This is a genomic window from Camelimonas sp. FR25 (assembly GCF_059740505.1).
Window position 1 is genome coordinate 345,333 of sequence record NZ_JCAWFG010000084.1, and the last position, 6,421, is coordinate 351,753.

A 6,421-nucleotide genomic window follows, 5' to 3' on the forward strand; every position below is an offset into this window, starting at 1 on the left:
CGCCGTCGCCGCATCGAGGGGCGCTGGCAAGACGGGCGCGGGCTCCTCGCGCCAGGCCAAAAAAGAGGGCCACCCGAAGGCGGCCCAAAGTCTGGAATCAGAGGTACAGCTGAGGTGGGGATCTCCCGGCGCAACCTGCGTCGTTCCCCAGGGCATACCGTCAGCGGCCAAACTGGCCGGCGGCGGGCTGCCGCAGAGCAGACTGCGACGTGGCTGTCCGCTCCATGGCTATGCTTGTAGCGCCTCCATCTGGGGACTGACGTGCGCCAGGGCACATGCTCGCAAGGCGCATGCGGAGGCCCGTCGTTTCGGCGCCGCGCCTGGCTGGCGGATCCCATGCCGGGTCGACGCCAAATGCAGGCCCAAGGCATACCCAGGGCCGCAGACGCGATGGCGCCGCGCCCCCCGCTCACATGCGGAAGACGCCGAATTTGGTCTCGGGGATCGGCGCGTTCAGGCAGGCCGAAAAGGCAAGGCCGAGCACGTCGCGGGTCTCCGATGGCAGGATCACCCCGTCATCCCACAGCCGCGCCGTAGCGAAATAGGGGTTGCCCTCCACCTCATATTGGGCGCGGATCGGCGCGCGGAAGGCTTCCTCGTCCTCCGCCGACCAGTGCTTGCCCTCGGCGTCGAAATTGTCGCGCTTCACCGTGGCCAGCACGCTGGCCGCCTGCTCGCCGCCCATCACCGAAATGCGGCTCGACGGCCAGGTGAACATGAAGCGCGGCGAATAGGCCCGGCCACACATGCCGTAATTGCCAGCGCCAAACGAGCCGCCGACCACCAGGGTGATCTTGGGCACGCGCGCCGAGGCCACCGCCGTCACCAGCTTGGCGCCGTCGCGGGCGATGCCGCCGGCCTCATATTGCCGCCCAACCATGAAACCGGAGATATTCTGCAGGAACAGCAGCGGAATGCGGCGCTGGCAGCACAGTTCGATGAAGTGCGCGCCCTTCAGCGCGCTCTCGGAAAACAGGATGCCATTGTTGCCAATGATGCCGATGGGCATGCCATGCAGCCGCGCGAAGCCTGTGACCAGCGTCGTGCCGTAAAGCTTCTTGAACTCATCGAACTCCGACCCGTCGACCAGCCGGGCGATGATCTCGCGCACGTCATATTGCTTCTTGAGATCGGTCGGGACCAGACCTTCAAGCTCCGCAGCGTCATAACGCGGCGCCACCGGCGTAATCAGGTCAATATCGGGCCGCTTGACGCTGTTAAGCGTGCCGACGATGCGCCGGGCGATGGCCAAAGCGTGGTTGTCGTCAACGGCGTAATGGTCGGCGACGCCGGACTGGCGCGCATGCACGTCGGCCCCACCCAGATCTTCAGCCGAGACCACTTCTCCCGTCGCCGCCTTCACCAGCGGCGGCCCGCCAAGGAAGATCGTGCCCTGCTTACGCACGATGATGGTCTCGTCCGACATGGCCGGCACATAGGCGCCGCCCGCCGTACATGAGCCCATCACCACCGCGATCTGCGGGATGCCCTGGGCCGACATATTGGCCTGGTTGAAGAAGATGCGGCCAAAATGCTCGCGATCGGGAAACACCTCGGTCTGGTGCGGCAGGTTGGCGCCGCCGGAATCGACCAGATAGATGCAGGGCAGCCGGTTCTCGAGGGCGATCTCCTGGGCGCGCAGGTGCTTCTTCACCGTCATCGGGTAATAGGTGCCGCCCTTGATGGTGGAATCGTTGCACACGATCATCACATCGCGGCCGCTGACCCGGCCGACGCCGGTGATCAGCCCGGCGCCGTGGATGGCCTCGCCATACATGCCGTCGGCGGCCAGGGCGCCGATCTCCAGAAACGGCGCGCCAGCGTCGAGCAGGCCGGCGACGCGCTCACGCGGCAACAGCTTGCCGCGCGCCACATGCCGCTCGCGCGCCTTCGGCGGCCCACCTGCGAACACCGCCGCGCGTTTCGCCTGCAATTCGGCCCGCAATCCGGCCCAGGCCTCGGCATTGGCTCTGAACTCACTGCTGTCGCGGCTGATGGCTGTTTCCAGGATTGGCACGTGAACCCTCCATATGCCCGGCCAGTACTGACCGGTATCGCGGAGAATTCAAGTGCGAAAGTCGTCGACGCCGCAGGCCCCGCCCGCAAATGCGGGTTTGCCGTGGCCTGCCTGTGGCGCATCTCACGGCGCGCGAACGCCCATGGGGGCCGGACCCGCGCAAGGACGGAACTGGCGGGGCAGCCTGTGGCGTCAGAAGTTCAAACGCGCCAGTGAGGCGCAGGCGACGCATCCGGGCATGGCTGGCCAAGAGCTGGCAAAGGGCTGGCAAGAAGCTGACAAGGGGCTGGCGGTCAGGCCGTCGCCACGATTCATGGGAGGGTGCATGGGCGGCGCGCTGTCAGCAGCGATCCTGCTCGCGGGCGTCGCCGCCATGGCGGCCAGTCTGCGCATGGTGATCCATGGTCGCGGCGCCGCCCGCCACTGGCTGAGCCTGTGCGCGGGCGCCCTGGGCCTGGCCGCAGGCTGGGCGGCGCTGCGCCTCGCCCAGCCCGCGACTGGCGTCGCCAGCACTGCGGAGTGCGCCGTCGCCGCGCGCTGCGCCCTCGTGGCGCTGCTGCTGTCGTGCCTGATCTACGCCAGCGGCGCCTCCAGCGTGCTTGGCGGATTGCGGCTGCTGGCGCCGCTGACGCGACGGCGCCGAGAGCCACGGTGATGGCGGTTTGACCGGCTACACCGCCACGCGGCTGCCGCCGGGCGACGCAAGCTCCGGACAGTCAAACCCGGACAGTCGGCCCAAACACCCTCTCAAAGCGATCGCGCAGCACCTGGTCGACCTCAGGAAACGTCACCGGAATGCCGAGGTCGATGAGGCTGGTGACGCCATGACCCTGCACGCCGCAGGGCACGATGCCGGAAAAATGCTCCAGCTCGGGCTCAACATTGAGGCTGACGCCGTGGAACGACACCCAGCGGCGGACACGGATGCCGATGGCCGCCACCTTGTCCTCGCGCATGGAGCCATCGGGCAGCGACGCCTTGTCGGGACGCTGCACCCAGACGCCAACGCGGCCCTGGCGGCGTTCGCCACTGACGTTGAACGCCGCCAGCGCGCCGATCAGCCAGTCCTCCAGCGCGCAGACAAAGGCGCGCACATCCTGGGCGCGGCGTTTGAGGTCGAGCATGACATAGGCCACGCGCTGGCCCGGCCCGTGATAGGTGTATTGCCCGCCGCGCCCGGTGGCGAACACCGGAAAGCGATCAGGCGCCACCAAATCGGTGGGCTGGGCCGAGGTGCCGGCGCTGTACAGCGGCGGATGCTCCACCAGCCACACCAGCTCGCGCGCCGCGCCTGCGGCGATCTGCTCGGCGCGCCGCTCCATGAAGGCGACGGCGTCAGGATAGTCCGTCCGCCCATCAGAGATCAGCCACTCAACCGGCGGCGCCCCCGCCTGCGGCAAGAACAGGTGCTGCGGCCACGTCGCGTCCTCGCCTGTTGTGGCGCATTGCAACGCTGCGTCCATCCCCGTGGTCATCGTGCCATCCATCCTCATGCCCGCTGGCCAGGCCAGCGCAGTAGCACAGCCGCAGACGTATCGCCCATCCGCCCAGCCGCAGCGTCGCTTCTCTCCTGAAGCATCAATTGGCCTGCAGAGCGTGCTTGGCCTGCAGAGCGTCGCCTTGCCTCGGGCTGTGGCGTGGCGCGTGAAACAATGCCCCAGCGAACCCCGCGCGCCATGCTAGGCGCTCCCCACTCCGCCTTGCGATCGGCTGCCGCCACCTCACGCACCACGCCATCAGGCGCCCACGCTCGCCGCGTCAACCAGCGCCAACGCGACGGCCCGATCTCCAGAGCAAACGATCCGCGCGCCACTGCTGGCGGTGCTTACACTGCGCCGCCAGCGCCACGCCACGCTTTATGCGCTGCGTCGCCCGCTGGTCCCACACATATGGGAAATGCGCCCAGCCACGCCAGACCAGCCGAACCAGACCTGCCACGCGAGAGCCGCCAAGAAAGTCCTGCAAAGAAGGACCTGGGAGGAAAGGCCTCGAACAAAGGACTGGCACGCAAGACCTGCCACGCAGACCAACCCGGGCCAAGACCACACGCAAAGCCAGCCGCCCTCACCCGCGCGCCATCCGCCGTTCACGGCCAGCCCCGCCCATGGCGCGCAAAGCCGATCGGCCTGAAACCGCGACAAACCCACAGCCTTGACCGAGTTGTTCACAGGACGCGCTTGTCGGCGCGGAAACCTTCTGTTACATGCCCATCCATCGACAGCGGACGACCTGTTTCGCCAACGACCACCCTCCCTCAGGATGGTCCAGAAACGGTCAGGAGCGTTGATCACGAGCGGTCGTGGCGGAATGGTAGACGCGCTAGCTTGAGGTGCTAGTCCTGGCAACGGGGTGGAGGTTCGAGTCCTCTCGACCGCACCAACCTTAACTGGTTGGCGGATAAGGACACATTGAATATCAAGGGTTTGCATCCCACCGTACTGTTCAACAACGGTGGTCAACAATGCTCCTTCGACTCGTGCGTCCTATGAAGCGCTCCAACTCATCAAACATTCAGTTTGTCCAGCGCATCCCTGCTGATGTGAAGCTGAGCGCGTCGGGAATGACCCTGCGCATTCCGCTCGATGACGGCTTTGTTGAGAAGACCATCAGCCCGAACGCGGTGGACATACGCCTCTCCCGTCGCACCTCCGATCCATCGCAGGCCAAGGTCAGGCAAGCAGCTGTTGCGGCTCACCTCGAGACTGTGTGGCAACGGTTACGAGCAGGACCAGTTCGACTCCTCCAGTCGCAGATCGTGGCACTGTCAGCCGACAAGTACCGCGCCTTCATTCGGGCGCTCGAGAATGAGCCAGGCCCCTCTGACCGCTGGAACGCATTCATCAAGGCGATCCATGAAGCTCGGAAGCCACGGATCGAGCCGGACATTGGCGAGATAGACGAAGCCCGCGCTGAGGCAATGGAAAAGCGGTTTGGTCGAAGCGCTGATGAAATTTTGACCGACAAGGGGCTGATCGTTGACGCCGAGAGCCGCACCCTCCTCCTCGAAGCAATCGCAACAGCAGAGTTGGACGCGGCAGAGACGCTGCTGAGGCGCTCGCAACTGGATTACTCCCCAGACCCAAAGGCAGGACGGTTTCCAGAGTGGACACCACCGCCAGTGGCAAGCACGGCCAGCGGCAAGGCCAAAGCCTCTAAAGACAGCCCAGAGCCCAAACTTACACCCCAGAAGCTGCTCGAGCTCTGGTCTGCCAAGCATCAGGAGCGTCTGGCCCCAGCCACCATCAGGCGCTATCGGGCAAGCTGGCAGTCTTTGATTGGCTTCTTCGACAAGCGGGACGTGACTGCTCTGAGCAGCGATGACATTTACGCTTGGGCTGAGCATCGCCGGGACGCAGAAGGTGCAAGCCCCGGCTCAATCAACAAGAACGACCTCGTTGCCGCCAGTTCCGTTTTCAAATGGGGAATGGACCGGGACAGCGGACGCCTGCTGACCAGCAACCCTGTCACTGGCGTGCGTCTCATTGAGCCCCGCAAGGTGTTGAAACGCGAGCGGACCTTCCGGGAGGATGAGGTCAAGATGCTGTTGGGACTGGCCTCACGTGTCCAGACAGACCCAGACAACCCTACCCTCTCTCACGCCCAGCGGTGGTGTCAGTGGCTGGCAGCCTACTCCGGCGCACGCATCGCTGAGACAACAGGCCTGACCGGGGCAGACATCACACTTGAGGAAGGCGTCCATGTGATGCACTTCCGCAAGACCAAGACCGGCATCCCCAGGACCGTCCCGCTGCATGCTCACCTGATTGAGCAGGGCTTCCTTGATTTCGTCCGCTCATGTGATCAGGGGCCGCTGTTTTACGATCCCACCCGCCACAGCACCAAGGCGACAACCAGCCCGGCTGATCAGCGGGCCATCAAGCTGGCCGCATGGGTACGGAAAGAAACGTCGCTGGACATGGACGTGGACCCGAACCACGGCTGGCGTCACACATGGAAGACGCGAGCGCTGGGTGCAGGCATTGATGAGCGCCTGAGAGACGCCATTGCCGGTCATGGTCCGGGTAACGTGGCCAGAAGCTACGAGACGCCAACCATCGGCATGCAGGCTGAGGCGATGAAAAAGTTCCCCCGCTATCCGGTTGGCTGAGCCTCTCCGCTTGGCCAAAGTGCAGTAACCGCACCTATGCCGCCTCACTGCTGCCCACCCCACCCTCAGTACGCGCTAGAATCGACAGGGAGAGTCAGAGAGTGGCATCGAGACCAACTCAGGGTAACCGCTGTTCTCAGGCCACGGCCTTGATTGGGTCCGAGGCGTATGCCCATGGCAGCAGGTCGTCGATCTGGCTTTGCGGATGTCCGGCGACGATGCGGGTAATGACGTCGGCGAGGTAAAGATACGGGTCGACGCCGTTGAGCTTCGCGGTCTCGATTAGCGAGGCGATT

At 65.1% G+C, this 6,421-nt stretch carries 5 protein-coding genes and 1 tRNA gene; 3 read left to right on the forward strand and 3 right to left on the reverse strand.

Features of this window, described 5'->3' with window-relative positions:
• Window positions 1-409 precede the first annotated feature (409 nt).
• Window positions 410-2,017: a carboxyl transferase domain-containing protein gene (locus AC6A67_RS12355; RefSeq protein ID WP_498036843.1), complete on the reverse strand. Its 1,608-nt coding sequence runs from the start codon at window positions 2,015-2,017 to the stop codon at window positions 410-412.
• A 325-nt stretch (window positions 2,018-2,342) separates the two neighbouring features.
• On the opposite strand from AC6A67_RS12355, the gene AC6A67_RS12360 reads away from it, so the two are divergent.
• Window positions 2,343-2,672: a hypothetical protein gene (locus AC6A67_RS12360; RefSeq protein ID WP_498036844.1), complete on the forward strand. Its 330-nt coding sequence runs from the start codon at window positions 2,343-2,345 to the stop codon at window positions 2,670-2,672.
• Between the two features lie 61 nt (window positions 2,673-2,733).
• On the opposite strand, the gene lipB is transcribed toward AC6A67_RS12360, so the two are convergent.
• Window positions 2,734-3,480 carry a lipoyl(octanoyl) transferase LipB gene (gene lipB / locus AC6A67_RS12365; RefSeq protein ID WP_498036858.1) on the reverse strand — a complete coding sequence of 249 codons (747 nt, stop codon included), beginning with the start codon at window positions 3,478-3,480 and terminating at the stop codon, window positions 2,734-2,736.
• Between the two features lie 830 nt (window positions 3,481-4,310).
• Between lipB and AC6A67_RS12370 the strand changes: the two genes are divergently transcribed.
• Window positions 4,311-4,396, forward strand: a tRNA-Leu gene (locus tag AC6A67_RS12370).
• Between the two features lie 106 nt (window positions 4,397-4,502).
• Entirely contained in the window at window positions 4,503-6,125 is a 1,623-nt protein-coding gene (locus AC6A67_RS12375; protein ID WP_498036845.1) for a tyrosine-type recombinase/integrase, read from the forward strand.
• A 136-nt stretch (window positions 6,126-6,261) separates the two neighbouring features.
• On the opposite strand, the gene AC6A67_RS12380 is transcribed toward AC6A67_RS12375, so the two are convergent.
• Window positions 6,262-6,421 (reverse strand): transposase domain-containing protein (locus AC6A67_RS12380; RefSeq protein WP_498036859.1); only part of this gene is annotated, 160 nt, incomplete at its 5' end.

Bases quoted from the DNA above. Each gene is read 5' to 3' on its own strand.
- AC6A67_RS12375 (WP_498036845.1), top strand. From the start codon at position 4,503: ATGAAGCGCTCCAACTCATCAAACATTCAGTTTGTCCAGCGCATCCCT.
- AC6A67_RS12360 (WP_498036844.1), top strand. From the start codon at position 2,343: ATGGGCGGCGCGCTGTCAGCAGCGATCCTGCTCGCGGGCGTCGCCGCC.
- lipB (WP_498036858.1), bottom strand. From the start codon at position 3,480: ATGGACGCAGCGTTGCAATGCGCCACAACAGGCGAGGACGCGACGTGG.